The sequence below is a fragment of the Pantoea endophytica genome, from assembly GCF_002858935.1.
Lineage (GTDB): Bacteria > Pseudomonadota > Gammaproteobacteria > Enterobacterales > Enterobacteriaceae > Pantoea > Pantoea leporis.
Genome location: NZ_PJRT01000031.1, coordinates 262689 through 278240, shown reverse-complemented (window position 1 = coordinate 278240; position 15552 = coordinate 262689). Strand labels below are relative to the sequence as shown.

The 15552-nt window shown below is 56.0% G+C and carries 14 protein-coding genes; 5 read left to right on the top strand and 9 right to left on the bottom strand.

Features of this window, described 5'->3' with window-relative positions; all coding sequences use genetic code 11:
* Positions 1 to 275 precede the first annotated feature (275 nt).
* The gene (locus PZBJ_RS24245) at positions 276 to 488 is read right to left on the bottom strand and encodes a hypothetical protein (RefSeq protein ID WP_167391204.1); all 213 of its coding nucleotides are present in this window, start codon (positions 486 to 488) and stop codon (positions 276 to 278) included.
* Between PZBJ_RS24245 and mdtD the strand changes: the two genes are divergently transcribed.
* Entirely contained in the window at positions 427 to 1830 is a 1404-nt protein-coding gene (gene mdtD, locus PZBJ_RS19950; protein ID WP_101763927.1) for a multidrug transporter subunit MdtD, read from the top strand. The two genes, PZBJ_RS24245 and mdtD, sit on opposite strands and share 62 nt — an antisense overlap.
* Here mdtD and rbsR read toward each other — a convergent pair.
* The 7 genes from rbsR to PZBJ_RS19915 all read right to left on the bottom strand — a co-directional run bounded on the left by rbsR (position 1827) and on the right by PZBJ_RS19915 (position 8191).
* Positions 1827 to 2819, bottom strand: a complete 993-nt coding sequence (gene rbsR, locus PZBJ_RS19945; RefSeq protein ID WP_368734931.1) for a ribose operon transcriptional repressor RbsR — start codon at positions 2817 to 2819, stop codon at positions 1827 to 1829. The genes mdtD and rbsR overlap by 4 nt on opposite strands.
* A gap of 4 nt (positions 2820 to 2823) precedes the next feature.
* The gene (gene rbsK / locus PZBJ_RS19940; RefSeq protein ID WP_101763925.1) at positions 2824 to 3753 is read right to left on the bottom strand and encodes a ribokinase; all 930 of its coding nucleotides are present in this window, start codon (positions 3751 to 3753) and stop codon (positions 2824 to 2826) included.
* Positions 3754 to 3817: 64 nt separating this feature from the next.
* On the bottom strand, positions 3818 to 4693 hold the full coding sequence (rbsB, locus tag PZBJ_RS19935; protein WP_101763924.1) for a ribose ABC transporter substrate-binding protein RbsB: 876 nt from the start codon (positions 4691 to 4693) through the stop codon (positions 3818 to 3820).
* A gap of 26 nt (positions 4694 to 4719) precedes the next feature.
* Positions 4720 to 5691, bottom strand: a complete 972-nt coding sequence (rbsC, locus tag PZBJ_RS19930) for a ribose ABC transporter permease (RefSeq protein WP_008106756.1) — start codon at positions 5689 to 5691, stop codon at positions 4720 to 4722.
* On the bottom strand, positions 5688 to 7196 hold the full coding sequence (gene rbsA / locus PZBJ_RS19925; protein WP_101763923.1) for a ribose ABC transporter ATP-binding protein RbsA: 1509 nt from the start codon (positions 7194 to 7196) through the stop codon (positions 5688 to 5690). Before rbsA ends, rbsC begins: the two co-directional genes overlap by 4 nt.
* A 7-nt stretch (positions 7197 to 7203) precedes the next feature.
* Positions 7204 to 7623, bottom strand: coding sequence for a D-ribose pyranase (gene rbsD / locus PZBJ_RS19920; protein ID WP_101763922.1), 420 nt, complete (start codon positions 7621 to 7623; stop codon positions 7204 to 7206).
* Positions 7624 to 7795: 172 nt separating this feature from the next.
* Positions 7796 to 8191, bottom strand: a complete 396-nt coding sequence (locus PZBJ_RS19915) for a YgiW/YdeI family stress tolerance OB fold protein (RefSeq protein ID WP_101763921.1) — start codon at positions 8189 to 8191, stop codon at positions 7796 to 7798.
* A gap of 180 nt (positions 8192 to 8371) precedes the next feature.
* On the opposite strand from PZBJ_RS19915, the gene qseB reads away from it, so the two are divergent.
* Together qseB and qseC are read left to right on the top strand one after the other, a co-directional pair.
* On the top strand, positions 8372 to 9034 hold the full coding sequence (qseB, locus tag PZBJ_RS19910; RefSeq protein WP_101763920.1) for a quorum sensing response regulator transcription factor QseB: 663 nt from the start codon (positions 8372 to 8374) through the stop codon (positions 9032 to 9034).
* The gene (gene qseC, locus PZBJ_RS19905) at positions 9031 to 10362 is read left to right on the top strand and encodes a quorum sensing histidine kinase QseC (RefSeq protein WP_101763919.1); all 1332 of its coding nucleotides are present in this window, start codon (positions 9031 to 9033) and stop codon (positions 10360 to 10362) included. The genes qseB and qseC overlap by 4 nt, the downstream gene beginning before the upstream one ends.
* Positions 10363 to 10373: 11 nt before the next feature.
* On the opposite strand, the gene kup is transcribed toward qseC, so the two are convergent.
* On the bottom strand, positions 10374 to 12242 hold the full coding sequence (gene kup / locus PZBJ_RS19900) for a low affinity potassium transporter Kup (RefSeq protein WP_101763918.1): 1869 nt from the start codon (positions 12240 to 12242) through the stop codon (positions 10374 to 10376).
* A gap of 297 nt (positions 12243 to 12539) precedes the next feature.
* Here kup and ravA point away from each other — a divergent pair, with 297 nt between their 5' ends.
* Positions 12540 to 14036, top strand: a complete 1497-nt coding sequence (gene ravA / locus PZBJ_RS19895; RefSeq protein WP_101763937.1) for an ATPase RavA — start codon at positions 12540 to 12542, stop codon at positions 14034 to 14036.
* Positions 14033 to 15493, top strand: coding sequence for an ATPase RavA stimulator ViaA (viaA, locus tag PZBJ_RS19890; protein ID WP_101763917.1), 1461 nt, complete (start codon positions 14033 to 14035; stop codon positions 15491 to 15493). Before ravA ends, viaA begins: the two co-directional genes overlap by 4 nt.
* Positions 15494 to 15552: the final 59 nt, after the last annotated feature.

Here is a 15552-nt window from a genome sequence, read left to right as displayed (position 1 = left end):
GTGCCCACACAGATTGTCTGATAAATTGTTAAAGAGCGTTGCGAACAGCGGCTGAACCGCCTGTCGCGAGGTGGCGTATACTACGCTACTCTCCTTCGGAGTCAAACACTTTTTTCAGCGTCTTCATCCGGCGGGATGAATTTCTTCACTCCCTGCCGAGCCGTCTGCGTTGCCGCTTTGCCGTCTCAGTGGTGGCGCATTATAGGGAGTTATTCGGAGCTGACAAGGGTTAATTGCAAAAAAATGACTGAGCGCCTCTTTTTTAAACGAACGCGTTAAAAACGGACATTTCCCGGCGAAGAATCAGTCAAAATCGCCGCTTCATCGGCATAAATCAGCGCCATCACCTTAAACACCAATGCTATTCTCTTTAACCAAACGTAATTTCTTTGTCGCAGGCTGACAATTATTCGAGAAGGACTTTCAATGATTCGCTCCGCGCGCAGCATGGCCGGCTTGCCCTGGATCGCCGCCATGGCGTTTTTCATGCAAGCACTTGATGCCACCATCCTGAATACTGCGCTCCCTGCTATCGCCACCAGCCTTGAACGTTCCCCTCTTGCCATGCAATCCGCCATCATCAGTTACACGCTAACGGTAGCGATGCTGATTCCGGTGAGTGGCTGGTTAGCCGATCGCTACGGCACACGCAAAATCTTCATTCTTGCGGTATCGCTATTTACGCTGGGTTCGCTGGCCTGCGCCTTATCCGGCTCGCTGAGCATGTTGGTGGTCTCGCGCGTGGTACAAGGGATTGGCGGGGCGATGATGATGCCCGTCGCGCGCCTGGCGTTGTTACGCGCTTATCCACGCAGTGAACTGCTGCCGGTGCTGAACTTCGTTACCATGCCGGGTTTAGTGGGCCCGATTCTGGGCCCAATGCTGGGCGGATTGTTAGTAACCTACGCCAGCTGGCACTGGATATTCCTCCTCAACATTCCCATCGGTATCGCCGGCATCTTCTACGCACGCAAATATATGCCGGACTTCACTACCCCAAAACGCCGCTTCGACTTTTCAGGCTTCCTGCTGTTTGGTTTGGGTCTGGTGCTGATCTCGGTCGGTATCGAGTTGTTTGGCGAGCGCGTGGTGTTGCCGTGGCAAGCGTTGTTGGTACTGTTTGGCGGCATTGCATTACTTCTTCTCTATATAGTGCACGCGCGTCGCCATCCGGCACCGCTGATTAATCTGCCAATGTTTAAAACCCGCACCTTCTCGGTCGGCATCATTGGCAACATAGCTTCGCGCCTGGGAACCGGCTGCATTCCGTTCCTGATGCCGCTGATGTTGCAGGTGGGCTTTGGTTATCCCGCACTGATTGCCGGTTGCATGATGGGTCCAACGGCGATTGGCGCGCTGCTGGCGAAATCCACGGTGACGCAAGTGCTACGCCGCTTTGGTTATCGCCATACGCTGGTAGGTATCACCATTATTATTGGCATATTGATCGCCACCTTCTCACTGCAATCGCCGGGTGGCAGCGTGGTGATGTTGCTGGCGGCACTGTTGATTCTGGGGATGGCGATGTCAACGCAGTTCACCGCGATGAACACCATCACGCTGGCAGATTTAAATGATGAGAACGCCAGCGGCGGGAACAGTGTGCTAGCGGTAACGCAGCAGCTGTCGATCAGCTTTGGCGTGGCGGTGAGTGCCGCAGTGCTGCGTTTCTATCAGGATGTCGAGGCCACAACCGTCGCGCAATTCCACGCCACCTTCCTGACGATGGGCGTCGTCACGGTGTTGTCTGCCTTTACCTTTATGATGTTACGTCCGAGCGATGGGCGTAATCTGATCGCCAACCGCGAGAAAAAGAAGAAAGCGACTTAGACCGAACCGCGCTCCACCAGCTCCGGCGTCAGCACCAGCGTTTGCTGACTGGCGTCGGGATCGCCCATACGATGAATCAAGGTATCAATCGCCAGTTCACCTAACTCATCTTTCGGCTGATGGATGGTACTAAGCGGCGGAGTCAGGTAACGCGCCAGCTCAATGTTGTCATAGCCCATCACCGCAATATCCTGCGGCACGCGCAATCCGGCCTGGAACAAGGCGTGATAGACGCCAACCGCCATCGCATCGTTGCTGGTAAATATCGCTTCTGGCAGCGTATCCAGCGTCAGCAGTTGATTCATGGCGTTGAAGCCGCCCTGAAACTCGAAATCACCATCAACCACAAAACCCGGCAGAACCGATAATCCGCTGTTGGCCATCGCTTTATGGAAACCTTCAAGACGCAAACGCGCGGGGGTTTTATCCTGCGGCCCGGCAATACAGGCAATGCGCGTGTAGCCACGATCAATCAGATGCTGGGTTGCCAGTTCGCCGCCGAGCAGCGCGTTGTCCTGAATAATGTCGCCGCGTCCTTCAAATGGCGCCCAGTCCATCATCACCATCGGTACCGAGGGATAACGATTGAGGATCTCCGCCGACGGCAGATGGGTTTCGGTGCACATCATCAGTAAACCATCGACGCGCTTTTGCATCAGCGTTTCGAGGCTGCGATTCATACGCTCTTCATCGCCTTCGGTATTACACAGAATCAGGCTGTAGCCGCGCTCGTAGCAGCTGTTTTCTACGCCGCGCACCACTTCGGAATAGAATGGGTTACTGCTGGCGGTCAGCAGCATGCCGATGGTGCGGGTTTGTTTGATCTTCAGGCTGCGTGCCAGCGCGGACGGCGCATAGTTCAGCTCACGAATTGCCTGTTCCACCTTTTCACGCACCTGCTCGCTGACAAAGCGATTGTTATTGATGACGTGTGAAACGGTGGAGGTAGAGACGCCCGCCAGGCGGGCGACATCTTTCATGGTAGCCAAGCGCTTAGCCCTGTTGTTGCAGGAAGGCGTCAATCTCAGTGCGCCACGGCACTGAGGGCTGCGCGCCCGGACGCGTCACTGCAATCGCAGCGGCGGCATGGGCGAAACGTACAGCATCATGCATCGCCACACCTTCCAGACGTGCGGTAATAAATGCCCCGTTGAAGGTATCGCCCGCTGCGATAGTATCGATGGCCTGCACGCTGAAGCCCGGAATGCGCACGCCGTTGCCTTGCTCACTCAGCCACACACCGCGACGGCCTAGCGTGATCAACACGGTAGCAATACCTTTCGCATGCAATGCCGCAGCAGCACGCGCGGCATCTTCATCGCTCTTTACCGCAATGCCGGTGAGAATTTCAGCTTCGGTTTCATTTGGCGTGATGATGTCGATAAGCGCGAGCAGCTCATCAGAGAGCGCCGTGGCCGGTGCGGGATTCAGGATCACTTGCGTCTGCTGCGCGCGAGCAATCTTCGCGGCGGCCAGAACGCTTTCCAGCGGAGATTCCAGCTGCATCAGCAACGCATCAGCATCGGCAATCACCTGCTGATGCTGCGCAACGCGAGCCGGCGTCAGCGCGGCATTGGCACCGGAATAGATGCCGATATTATTTTCGCCTTCGCCATTCACGAAGATCATCGCTACACCGGTCGATTCATCTGCGACAGTTTCAACCGGTGCGGTATCAATGCGGTCTTGCTGCAACTGCTGACGAATACGCTCGCCAATATCATCAGCGCCTACACAGGCAATAAAAGCAATGTCTGCACCGGCACGGCCCGCAGCCACAGCCTGATTGGCCCCTTTGCCGCCAAAAGCAATGTGATACTGTTTCCCGATCACCGTTTCGCCCGGACGTGGAAAATGGGCGAGGTTAAGGATGTGATCGGCATTGATGCTGCCGAGAACGGCCAGTTTTGCGCTTGTGGTCATTGGGATTCATCCAGAAAGATGCGCCACCAGGACGGTGGCGCGTTGCCCTGCTTTTCTTTACTTATTATTTGGTCACCAACTTCAGGTCAACCGGATTAACCGCCTGCACCTTCTCACCTTTCAATACTTTATCGGCAGTCTGCACGCCAATCACACCAATCTTGTCTGGCATCTGCGCCACAGTCGCGGTCAGTTTACCCGATTCAACGGCTTTCACACCGTCAGCGGTGCCGTCAAAACCCACCACCAGCACGTCGGTTTTACCCGCGGTTTGCAGCGCACGCAGCGCGCCCAAAGCCATTTCATCGTTCTGAGCGAAGACGGCCTGCACATCCGGATGTCCCTGCAGCAGGTTCTGCATGACGTTCAGACCTTTAGTACGGTCGAAGTCAGCAGGCTGGCTCGCCAGGATATTGAATTTATGGGCATCGGCTGCCTGTTTGAAGCCCTCGCCACGCTCGCGCGCCGCAGAAGTACCGGCAATGCCTTGCAGCTCAATAATTTTCGCGCCATCGCCCAGTTTTTTGGCGATGAAGTCACCGGCCATTTTGCCGCCGAAGCGGTTGTCAGAAGCCACGTGGCTCACCACGTTGCCTTGTGCTGCTACGCGGTCCAGCGTGATCACCGGAATATTCGCCTGGTTCGCCATCTTCACGGCGTTACCCACCGCATCAGAATCAGTTGGGTTGATCAGCAGCAGTTTGGTGCCGCGCACCGTCAGATCCTGCACGTTCGCCAGCTCTTTCGCCGGGTTGTTCTGCGAATCCAGCACCACGAGGTTATAACCCAGTTGGTCAGCTTCTTTCTGTGCGCCATCTTTCAGTGACACAAAGAACGGATTATTCAGCGTAGATACCACCAGAGCAATGGTGTCCTTAGCCATCGCGCCAGCACTGAGGGTGGCGCCAAGAATGACGGCCAATGCAGTTAACTTTTTCATTTTTAAATCCTGTGTGAAGGTCAGAGTTATTTACTGCTTTTGTTATCCACCAGCACCGCTAGCAGAATGACGACGGCTTTAACAATCATTTGGTAGTAAGACGATACGCCCATCAGATTCAGGCCGTTATTCAGGAAACCGAGGATCAACGCACCAATCAGCGTGCCCATGATGCGACCTTTACCGCCCGCCAGGCTGGTACCGCCCAGCACCACCGCAGCAATCGCATCCAGTTCATAACCGGTGCCCGCTGTAGGTTGTGCGGAAGAGAGACGCGCCACTTCGATGGTGCCCGCCAATGCCGCCAGCAGGCCGCACAGCGAATAGACGATGATTTTAACGCGATTAACGTTGATGCCCGACAAACGCGTGGCCGCTTCGTTGCCACCCAGCGCATAGATGTAACGACCAAGGCGCGTGTGATGCAGCATGTACCACGCCAGCCCGAACACCGCGACCATCAGCCACACCGGCGTTGGAATGCCCAACGGGCGACCGATACCGAACCAGCCGAACAGATCGGCGTTATCGTTAAAACCGGTATTAATTGGGCTGCCGTTGGTGTAAACCATGGTGACGCCGCGCAGCAGCAACATCATCACCAGCGTGGCGATGAAAGCCTGCACCTTGCCGCGCGCCACAATCACGCCGGTAATACCGCCAATCGCCGCCCCCAGCGCCAGCGAAGCCGCAACGGCCACCAGCGCATTCACCTCTAATCCGACAATCGATGCCGCCACCGCGCCGGTCAGCGCCAGCAGCGATCCCACCGATAGATCAATGCCCGAGGTCAGAATCACCAGCGTCATGCCGACCGCCATGATGGCGTTGACCGACGTCTGCTGCAGAATGTTGAACATGTTAGCCAGCGTGAAGAAGTTCGGACTCTGGCTGGCAACCACGGCAATCAGCACGATCAATGCAATCAGTGATTTCTGCTCCAGCAGCCAGGCTTTGCTGAACCAACGACGGCTGGCGGGTAAGGTTTGGGTGCTCATACAACTAACTCCTCGCTGTGTTGCTTACCGACTGCCGCCGCCATCAGGGATTCCTGGGTAGCTTGCTCACGGGAAAATTCGCCACTCAGATGGCCTTCATGCATCACCACGATGCGATCGCTCATGCCCAGCACTTCCGGCATTTCCGACGACACCAAAATGATGCTCAGCCCTTCGGCTTTAAACTGGTTAATTAACTGATAAATTTCTTTTTTTGCCCCGACATCGACGCCGCGTGTCGGCTCATCAAGAATCAGCACATCAGGGCGCGTCATCAGGCCACGCGCAATCGCCACTTTTTGCTGATTACCGCCAGACAGCAGACCAATCGGCTGCTCCATTGACGGGGTTTTAACGTTGAACAGGCGGATAAAATCGCCCACCGCCAGCTGCTCGTCGCTGTGGCGCAGGTTGCCCGCGCCAGTGCTGAAATAGCGCAGCGCGGTCAACGACATGTTCTCTTTCACCGACATGCCGAGCACCAGACCATCGCGCTTGCGATCTTCCGAGATATACACAATGCCGCTGGCGAGGCCATCCTGCGGAGAGCGGGTCACGATCTCGCGGCCGTTCAGCGTCACTTTGCCTTTGCTGCGCGGCAGCGCGCCGTACAGCACTTTCATCAGTTCAGTACGTCCTGCGCCCATCAGACCCGACACGCCAAGGATTTCCCCTTTGCGCAGCGTAAAGCTGACGTTATCAACGCCCGGACCGCTGAGATTTTCGACTTTTAAGCGGATCTCACCCGGCTGTTGATCGATACGCGGATACTGATCTTCCAGCTTGCGGCCGACCATCATCTCGATCAGGCTCTCTTCGCTGAGATCGCACACCGCGCGTTCGGCAATAAACTGCCCATCGCGGAACACAGTGACGTCATCGCAAATCTCGAAGATCTCTTTCATGCGGTGCGAGATATAGACGATGCCGCAGCCCTGCGCTTTCAGTTCATTGATGACGCGGAACAGCGACAGCGTTTCGGTATCTGTCAGCGCATCAGTCGGTTCATCCATAATGATGACTTTCGACTCGAAGCTGAGCACTTTGGCGATCTCGACCATCTGCTGATCGCCAATCGACAAATCGCCCACCAGCTTGTGGCTGTCGAAACGCAGATTGAGGCGCTTTAATAGCGCATCCGCTTCGGCATACATCTTTTTCCATTCGATGCGGCCAAAGCGGTTAACACATTCGCGGCCAAGGAAGATATTCTCGGCAACAGTCAGCTGCGGAATCAGGTTCAGTTCCTGATGGATAATGCCAATGCCTGCTTCCTGCGACGCCTTTGGACCGGAGAACGCGACATCCTTACCCAGCCACTGCAGGGAACCGGCATCCATGCTGTAAATGCCGGTCAGCACTTTCATCATGGTGGATTTGCCCGCGCCGTTTTCACCCACCAGCGCCATCACGCGTCCCGGATAAACGGCCAGCGATGCGCCATTCAACGCCTTCACGCCAGGAAACGACTTTTCAATTCCTTTGAGTTGCAATAACGGTTGCATAGCGGCCTCAGAAGGTCACGCCGGCGCTCAGGATGACATTCGCATACGGAGAACACTCTCCGCTGCGAATGACCGCCTGACTACGCTGCGTATGTTGTTTGAATTGTTCATGGCTGGTGTAACGGATGGTGATGACATTCCCCTGGTGCTGTTGCAAGGCTTCGAGCACGGCGAGCAGTGCGCTGTGGAGCTGCGGATTGTGCTGCTTAATCTCCTCCGCCATCAGGGCGCTTTCGACCTGCATCTCCTGCGTGACAACGTCAACTACCTGTAGAAATTCGGGCGTACCCGGCGTTAACGCCAGATCGATGCGCTGTGGACCGGCCGGAATCGGCAAGCCTGCATCTGCAATCGTCAGCGTATCGGTGTGCCCCAGGCGAGCAATCACATGTGAGACTTCAGCGTTTAACAAGCGACCTTTTTTCATTTATTCCACTCCACAGCGAAACGTTTCGCTGATCGGGAGTGTATAAAATGCGCACGGCAACTCAATGACAGCATCACGGAAATGTGATCGCCATCGAAACGTTTCGCTTGTGCCAGAGAGAATTTGAGTTTGGTGGGATTTTGGAGCCGCTGCTGCGGCCCCGAAGATGGCATTACGGCAGTTTACGTACCTGTTTCACGTCCAGTTCGATGGAGTTGAAATCTTTATCCAGTTCGCCGGTCAGTTCTACCTGATCCTTCGGCGTGATGGTCAAACCGTTCCAGTGTTTATGATCGATTTCAACTTTCATGGTGCCGGTGGCATCACGGAACTGATAATCCTCATCACCGATTTGCTTCTCAAGCGTACCGCGCACGGTAATCCAGCTATCGTCCTTCATCTCTTCGGCCTGTTTCACCGTGACAACGCTGGTGTTGTCGGCTTTGAACCCACCGGACTTCACCTGCGCGGATGGCGCATTGGGATCAACAAAGCCACCTTGCTGAGCGGCAAGAACCGGCGTGGCGGCCAGGGCGACAATCGCTAACAGAGCTGCAGACTTTTTCATAATTCACCTCTTTTCCATGAATGTGTCGGTTTACGGGAGCTATTTCACCATAAGGTTCTTAACAGGATCTTAAGAGAATCCGTTTGGCTAACATTCATGAAAAATAGTCTATTTGCCGGGATTTTCGCTGTACAAGAGCAATTGTGCTTCGTATAACTCCGCTTAACAGAAGGAGAGTTGATGCGCATTTTACTGATTGAAGATGACACGCTGATTGGCGACGGTTTGAAAGTCGGGTTGACCAAACTCGGTTTCAGCGTGGATTGGTTTGTCTCCGGCGAAGCCGGATTTCAGGCGTTGACCGCCGCGCCCTGGGACGCAGTGGTGCTGGATCTGTCGCTGCCCGAACGCGATGGTCTGGATATCCTGCGTCAGTGGCGCCAGCAAGGACACGATGTGCCGGTGCTGATCCTCACCGCGCGCGATGCGCTCGATCAGCGCGTCCAGGGATTACAACTCGGCGCCGACGATTACCTGTGTAAGCCGTTTGCGTTAACAGAAGTGGCGGCACGCTTGCAGGCGCTAATCCGTCGCCGTCACGGGCAACTGCAGCCGGAACTGAAACACGGCAACGTGGTAATGGCGCCCGGCAGCCACAGCGTGCTGTGCGATGGCGAAGCCGTCAGCCTGAAGAGCCGCGAACTGGCGCTGCTGGAACTGTTTCTGCGTAATCCTGGCCGCGTGCTGACGCGCAGTCAGCTGGAGGAGAAGCTCTACAGCTGGGATGAAGATGTCTCCAGCAATGCGGTGGAAGTGCACATTCATCATCTGCGCAAGAAACTCGGCAGCCAGTTTATTCGTACCGTACACGGCGTCGGTTATACGCTGGGAGCGGCGGAATGAGTCTGTTTCTGCGCCTCGCCATCGGCTTTGTGCTGCTGATTATAGTGTGCGGCGGCTTGGCCGGCCTCAGCGCCTGGCATCAAACCCGCGATACGGTAAACGAGCTGTTTGATACTCAGCAGATGCTGTTCGCCAAACGGCTGATAGCGCTTGATCCCACCTCGCTGCAGGACGTGACGTTGCCGAAAACCAAAGCGATCCTGCGCCATCACCGCGGCGATCAGGATGATGATGCGCTGGCATTTGCCATTTTCAGCGCGGCAGGCCAGCCACTGTTGAACGACGGCGAAAACGGTCGCGACCTGCAATTCGATCATCAGCGCGATGGCTTTGTTGATGGACGACTGCGCGGCGATAAAGATAGCTGGCGCCTGGTGTGGCTCACCTCCGAGGATAAGCGCTATCGCGTGGTGGTCGGGCAAGAATGGGAATACCGCGAAGATATGACGCGCGATCTGGCGCTCAGCAGCCTGCTGCCGTGGCTGATTGCCATGCCCTTTATGTTGCTGCTGCTGCTGGCGCTGGTGTGGTTCGAGCTGCGCCCGTTGAAACGCCTCACGCTTTCCCTGCATCAGCGTGCGCCGGATGATGCCACGCCATTGCCGGACACGCGCTTGCCTAAAGAGGTGAAGCCGCTGGTGGTGGCGCTAAACGGCTTGTTCAGTCGTATGGCGCATCTGGTGCAGCGCGAACGTCGTTTTACCTCCGATGCCGCCCATGAACTGCGCAGCCCGCTGGCGGCGCTGCGCGTGCAGAGTGAAGTGATTCAGTTGGCTGATGATGATGAGGCGATGCGCAAACGCGCCATTCAGCAACTGGATAGCGGCATCGTGCGCGCCACGCGTCTGGTGGATCAGCTCTTAACGCTGTCACGCGTGGAAGCCGACGATCTGCGCAGCGAGTTTCAACCGGTGGCGCTGGCGCCGCTGCTGCAAAACCTGCTGGCGGAGCACTTCCCGCAGGCAGAACAACAAAACACCGCTTTGCAGTTCACCAGCCATGCCGAACCGGTGATGAACGGTCATCCGCTGTTGCTGGGGTTGATGGTGCGCAATCTGCTGGATAACGCGCTGCGCTATTCGCCGTCGGGCAGCACTGTTGATGTGCAGCTCAATGCCCGCGCCATTACCGTTGATGATAACGGGCCAGGCGTCAGCGATGAGCAGTTGATAAGGTTGGGTGAACGCTTCTGGCGACCGCCGGGACAGGCGCAAACCGGCAGCGGATTAGGGCTTTCCATCGTGAAAAATATTGCCCAGCTACACGGCGTTCGCTTGCAGTTCAGCCAGCGCGCCAGCGGAGGATTGCGCGTCACCTTGAGTTGGTGACGCGCACAACATTAAATCTCGACCTGGGTTCCCAACTCGATCACGCGGTTCGGTGGGATTTCAAACTGATCCGGCGCGCGCAGCGCATTGCGTTGCAGCGCGAGGAACAGCTTGCCACGCAGGCGCAGATACCACGGACGATCGCCGATAATCAGCGATTCATGCGACATAAAGAAGGAGGTCTCCATCATGCGGCAGTTGAGGCCTTCAAGACCGCAACGATGGAAGATCTCTTCGACGTTTGGCGTTTCGCGCCAGCCGTAACTCGCCACCACGCGCCAGAAGGTCGGCGACAACTGTTCGATGGTCACACGACGGACGTTATGCACGTAAGGCGCATCTTCCGTACGCAGCGTCAGCAGCACCACGCGCTCGTGCAACACTTTGTTGTGCTTGAGGTTATGCAGCATGGCAAACGGAATCACATTCAGCGCACGCGACATATACACTGCGGTGCCCGGCACGCGTACCGGCGGCGATTTCTCCAGCGACGCAATCATCGCTTCCAGTGAATTGCCGTGCTCATGCATACGACGCAGCAGACGGAAACGCTCGCTTTTCCAGGTAGTCATGATGATGAACATCATCAGCGCCAGCGTCAGCGGCAGCCAACCGCCGGAGAACACCTTGATCAGGTTGGCGGAGAACAGCGACACGTCGATGATCAGCATGGCAATCAGAATCAGCACCACCAGATAGCGGTTCCAGTGCCAGTTTTGAATCGCCACGGTAGAACAGAGAATGGCGGTCAGCACCATGGTGCCGGTGACCGCGATGCCATAAGCCGCCGCCAAATTGCTGGAGTGTTCGAAGCCGACAATCACAATCACCACCGAGAAGTAGAGCAGCCAGTTAATCACCGGAATATAGATCTGCCCGGACTCCTCTTCTGAGGTGTGCACAATGCGCATCGGCGGCAAATAGCCGAGACGCACTGCCTGACGCGTTAATGAGAACACGCCGGAAATCACCGCTTGCGAGGCGATCACTGTGGCTAAGGTGGCAAGAATCAACATCGGGATCAGCATCCAATCCGGCGCAAGCAGGAAGAACGGGTTTTTGATCGCTTCAGGATGTTTGAGCAGCAGCGCGCCCTGACCAAAGTAGTTGAGCACCAGTGAAGGCAGCACCACGATAAACCAGGCGAGACGAATCGGGAATTTACCGAAGTGGCCCATATCGGCATACAGCGCTTCCACGCCGGTAATTGCCAGCACCACCGCGCCCAGCGCGAAGAAAGAGACACTTTTGTATTGAATAAAGAAGTGCAGCGCCCAGTAAGGATTCATGGCGTGCAGCACGTCAGGATTATTAATGATGCTACGCGCACCCAATACGGCGAGGATGATAAACCACAGCAGCATCACCGGCGCGAACAGCTTACCGACAATGCCGGTGCCGTGCTTCTGGATGACAAACAGCAAGGTCAGCACCGCAATCGCCAACGGCACGATGTAGGTATCGAGGCTCGGCGCGGCAATTTCCAGACCTTCTATCGCCGATAGCACCGACACCGCCGGCGTGATCACCACTTCCCCGTAGAAGAAGCTGCCGCCGATCAGGCCCATGATCACCAGTATCGCGGTGGCTCTGGCGCCGGTGTTTCGTCCGGCCAGTGACATCAGCGTTAAAATCCCGCCTTCACCGGCGTTATCTGCACGCATCACGTAGCTGATGTACTTCAGCGACACCACCAGAATCAGCAGCCAGAAAATCAGCGACAGGAAGCCAAAAACCGCTTCGCGCTCCACGCCAAATCCAAACTGACCAGAGAGGCATTCACGCAATGTATAGAGTGGGCTGGTACCGATATCGCCATACACCACGCCAATTGCCGCCAGCGTGACTGCCCCAAGGGACTGTTTCTTATCCGAGCTCATAAGTTGTCTTTTGTTGGAGCCGGAGGCGCTTGCCTTCCGCTCAAGCCATCAAAAAGCGCACAGTATGCACATATTCCCAAAAAAACCTACTCTTACAAAGTGTCACCATCGCGTCGGTGACGCGGTTTTTCGCCGAAAATAGCGCCAAAAAACCGTTGGAAGCGGCGAGTTTTCTCGCATCAACCTTCTGAAACAAAAAAGCTGACGGCTATCAACGCAATCGCGCATGATAATCAGTAGAGTATTGCGCTCGCCAGACTATGACGGCACCAGGATCAAAAGGATAATGATGTGATTATGGCTCAACCCCATCTTTTGGCAGAAAGAATTTCTCGCCTGAGCAACGCTCTGGAAAAAGGGCTGTATGAACGCCATCATGCGATCCGCCTCTGTTTACTGGCTGCCTTAAGTGGCGAAAGCGTGTTTCTGCTCGGGCCGCCGGGCATCGCCAAGAGTCTGATTGCCCGCCGATTGAAATATGCCTTTCAGCACGCCCGCGCATTTGAATACCTGATGACCCGTTTTTCCACCCCCGAAGAGGTGTTTGGCCCGCTGTCGATTCAGGCATTGAAAGATGAAGGGCGTTATCAGCGTCTGACCAAAGGTTATCTGCCGGATGCCGAAATTGTCTTCCTCGACGAAATCTGGAAAGCCGGCCCGGCAATTCTTAATACCTTGTTGACCGCCATTAACGAACGCCGCTTCCGCAATGGCGACAGCGAAGAAAAAATTCCGATGCGCCTGCTGGTTACCGCTTCCAACGAATTGCCGGAAGCCGATAGTGGCCTCGAAGCGCTGTATGACCGCATGTTGATTCGCCTGTGGCTGGATAACGTGCATGAGAAGCAGAACTTCCGCAGCATGCTCACCCACCAGCAGGATGAAAACGACAATCCGGTGGCGGAATCGTTGCGCATCAGCGACGAAGAGTATGAGCAGTGGCAGAAAGGCATCAGCCAGGTCAGTTTGCCGGATCATGTGTTTGAACTGATTTATCAGCTTCGTCAGCAGTTAGAAACGCTGCCGGACGCGCCGTACATTTCCGATCGTCGCTGGAAGAAAGCCATTCACCTGTTGCAGGCTAGCGCCTTTTACAGCGGCCGCGTGGCCATCGCGCCCATCGACTTAGTGCTGCTGAAAGATTGCCTGTGGCATGACGTGGCGTCGATGAAAATGCTGGATCGCGAAATCGATACGCTAATGTCGCAACACGCGTGGCAGCAACAGGCGCTGCTACACAAGCTGCAGCAGATCAAAAGCCGCCGGCTGGCGCTGCAACAGCAGCAAAGCGTGGCGCAAGCGCTGACGCTGGAAAAACACAGCGGCATGTTCAGCCGCAAACCGCACTACGAATTACCCGCCGCCATCACCGATGATCAACTGACGCTAATGCTGCAACAACCGTTGATGCTGCACGACATGCAGGTGACGCACATTCTGATTGGCCGCGAAGCGTTGGATCAGTGGCTGCTGAAGGGCGGTGAAATCCGTGGCAAGCTGAACGGCATCGGCTTTGGTCAGACGCTGGATATGCTGGTGGATACCCATCACTGTTTGACGCTGCGCGATGTCAGCCTGCAATCCACGCGTCTGACGCTGCCGGGCGCCAGCAGCAGCAGCGAGATGCCGCAGGAGATCGCTGATGAATATGACGCGCTGGAAACCCAGCTGCGCGCGCAGCGCACGCTGTTCAGCCAGCATCAGCGCTGTCTGTTCATTAGCGATGACTGGCTGGCACGCATCGAAACCAGCCTGCAGGATGTCGCGGAACAGCTGAAACAGGCGAGAAAATGATCTCACTGGAGACGCTGAGTGCGCTGTTGTCGATTGGCGAAACCGAGTTAATCGAAGAGCTGATTATCGCGCTGCTCGCCTCGCCGCAACTGGCGCTGTTCTTTGAGAAATTTCCCCGCCTGAAACAAGCCATGATGCGCGATCTGCCGCGCTGGCGATCGGAGATCGCCGAGCAGATCAAAGTCACGCCGGTGCCAGAAGCGCTGGCGCAGGAGTTTCAGCTGTTTCAACAGATGCAGCTACTCAGCACGCAACATTTCACCCAGCAGTTACCCAACATTATGACGCAGCTGAAAAGCCTGCCGTCGCCGTTCATCGAAGAAGCCAGCAAACTGCTGCTGAATGCTGAAAGCGACCAGCTCAGCAACGCGCAACACACCTTGTTCCTGCAACGCTGGCGTCTCAGCCTGACGCTGCAAACGCTGACGCTGAATGAAACCCTTCTGGAAGAGCAGCGCGAACGCTTGATGGCCGAGCTGCAGCAGCGCATGGCGATTAGCGGTCAGCTGGCGCCGATCCTGACCGATGACGATGAAGCCGCCGCCGGACGCCTGTGGGATTTAAGCAAAGCGCCGCTGCAGCACGGCGATTATGAACTGATCGTGCAGTACGGCGATTTCCTCGCCCAGCAGCCGGAATTGATGAAGCTGGCGCAGCAGCTGGGTCGCAGCCGCGAGGCCAAATCAGTGCCGTCGCAGGATGCGCCGCTGGAAGCGTTTCACCAGCTGGTGCGCGAACAGGATAACGTCCCGGAAGAAGTCAGCGGCATTCATCAAAGCGATGATGTGCTGCGTCTGTTGCCACCTGAGCTAGCGGCATTGAGCATAAGCGAGTTAGAGCTGGAGTTTTATCGGCGCTTAGTCGAGAAACGCTTGCTGACTTATCGTCTACAGGGCGATGCGTGGCACGAAAAAATCACCATGAGTCCGGTCAGCCACCAGCAGCATGAAGAGCAACCGCGCGGCCCGTTTATCGTCTGCGTTGATACATCTGGTTCGATGGGCGGTTTCAATGAACGCTGCGCCAAAGCCTTTTGCCTGGCGCTGCTGAAAGTGGCGCTGGCGGATAAGCGCCGCTGCTACATCATGCTGTTTGCTCATGAAGTGATCGGTTATGAACTCACCGCTGATAACGGCATTGAGCAGGCGATCCGTTTCCTCAGCCAGCGTTTTCGCGGCGGTACCGATCTCGCTGCCTGCCTTGCGGCGGTGGTGAAACGCATGGAAGGCAGCGCGTGGCAGGAAGCGGATGCGGTGATCGTTTCGGATTTTATTGCCCAGCGTTTGCCGGACGACATCGTCAGCACCATTAAGCAGCGTCAGCGCCAACATCAACAGCGCTTCCACGCGGTAGCAATGTCGCTGCATGGCAAACCCGGCATTCTGCGCATCTTCGATCACATCTGGCGCTTCGACACCGGTCTGAAAAGCCGTCTGCTGCGCCGCTGGCAGCGCTAATTCATCTGGCGGAAATGCTAATTTGCTATATTGATAAGTTCGAGCATTTAGCAAACTGG

Coding starts and splice junctions, on each gene's coding strand:
- mdtD (WP_101763927.1), top strand. CDS start 427: ATGATTCGCTCCGCGCGCAGCATGGCCGGCTTGCCCTGGATCGCCGCC.
- PZBJ_RS24245 (WP_167391204.1), bottom strand. CDS start 488: ATGAAAAACGCCATGGCGGCGATCCAGGGCAAGCCGGCCATGCTGCGC.
- rbsK (WP_101763925.1), bottom strand. CDS start 3,753: ATGACCACAAGCGCAAAACTGGCCGTTCTCGGCAGCATCAATGCCGAT.
- rbsB (WP_101763924.1), bottom strand. CDS start 4,693: ATGAAAAAGTTAACTGCATTGGCCGTCATTCTTGGCGCCACCCTCAGT.
- rbsC (WP_008106756.1), bottom strand. CDS start 5,691: ATGAGCACCCAAACCTTACCCGCCAGCCGTCGTTGGTTCAGCAAAGCC.
- rbsA (WP_101763923.1), bottom strand. CDS start 7,196: ATGCAACCGTTATTGCAACTCAAAGGAATTGAAAAGTCGTTTCCTGGC.
- rbsD (WP_101763922.1), bottom strand. CDS start 7,623: ATGAAAAAAGGTCGCTTGTTAAACGCTGAAGTCTCACATGTGATTGCT.
- PZBJ_RS19915 (WP_101763921.1), bottom strand. CDS start 8,191: ATGAAAAAGTCTGCAGCTCTGTTAGCGATTGTCGCCCTGGCCGCCACG.
- qseB (WP_101763920.1), top strand. CDS start 8,372: ATGCGCATTTTACTGATTGAAGATGACACGCTGATTGGCGACGGTTTG.
- qseC (WP_101763919.1), top strand. CDS start 9,031: ATGAGTCTGTTTCTGCGCCTCGCCATCGGCTTTGTGCTGCTGATTATA.
- kup (WP_101763918.1), bottom strand. CDS start 12,242: ATGAGCTCGGATAAGAAACAGTCCCTTGGGGCAGTCACGCTGGCGGCA.
- ravA (WP_101763937.1), top strand. CDS start 12,540: ATGGCTCAACCCCATCTTTTGGCAGAAAGAATTTCTCGCCTGAGCAAC.
- viaA (WP_101763917.1), top strand. CDS start 14,033: ATGATCTCACTGGAGACGCTGAGTGCGCTGTTGTCGATTGGCGAAACC.